The following is a 267-nucleotide window of genomic DNA, read 5'->3' on the forward strand; positions in this document are numbered from 1 at the left end:
GGCTCAAGACGCTAAAGGGCCTCACGCCCTACGAGTTCATATGCAAACGGTGGACTTTGGAGCCGGATCGATTCATCATCGATCCAATCCATCAAATGCCGGGACTAAACATCTAGTGTCTCGCTCAGGAGTGAGTTGGGAGTCAGCCTCTGGCCGATCTCCCCCCTTGAGGGGGAGATGCCCGGCAGGGCAGAGCGACTGTCTTGTGCGTCAAGCGCTTTGCCATGGTTTATTGTCCCGGATGATGGCGTTGAGGATTGTGAGGAG

At 55.8% G+C, this 267-nt stretch carries 1 pseudogene; it reads left to right on the forward strand.

Annotated features, from left to right (window positions below):
- Positions 1-116, forward strand: a pseudogene (locus MOV63_RS32535) (IS481 family transposase); the annotation flags it as partial.
- Positions 117-267: the final 151 nt, after the last annotated feature.

The organism is Neorhizobium sp. SHOUNA12A (assembly GCF_023006505.1).
In the GTDB taxonomy this organism is placed as follows: Bacteria; Pseudomonadota; Alphaproteobacteria; order Rhizobiales; family Rhizobiaceae; genus Neorhizobium.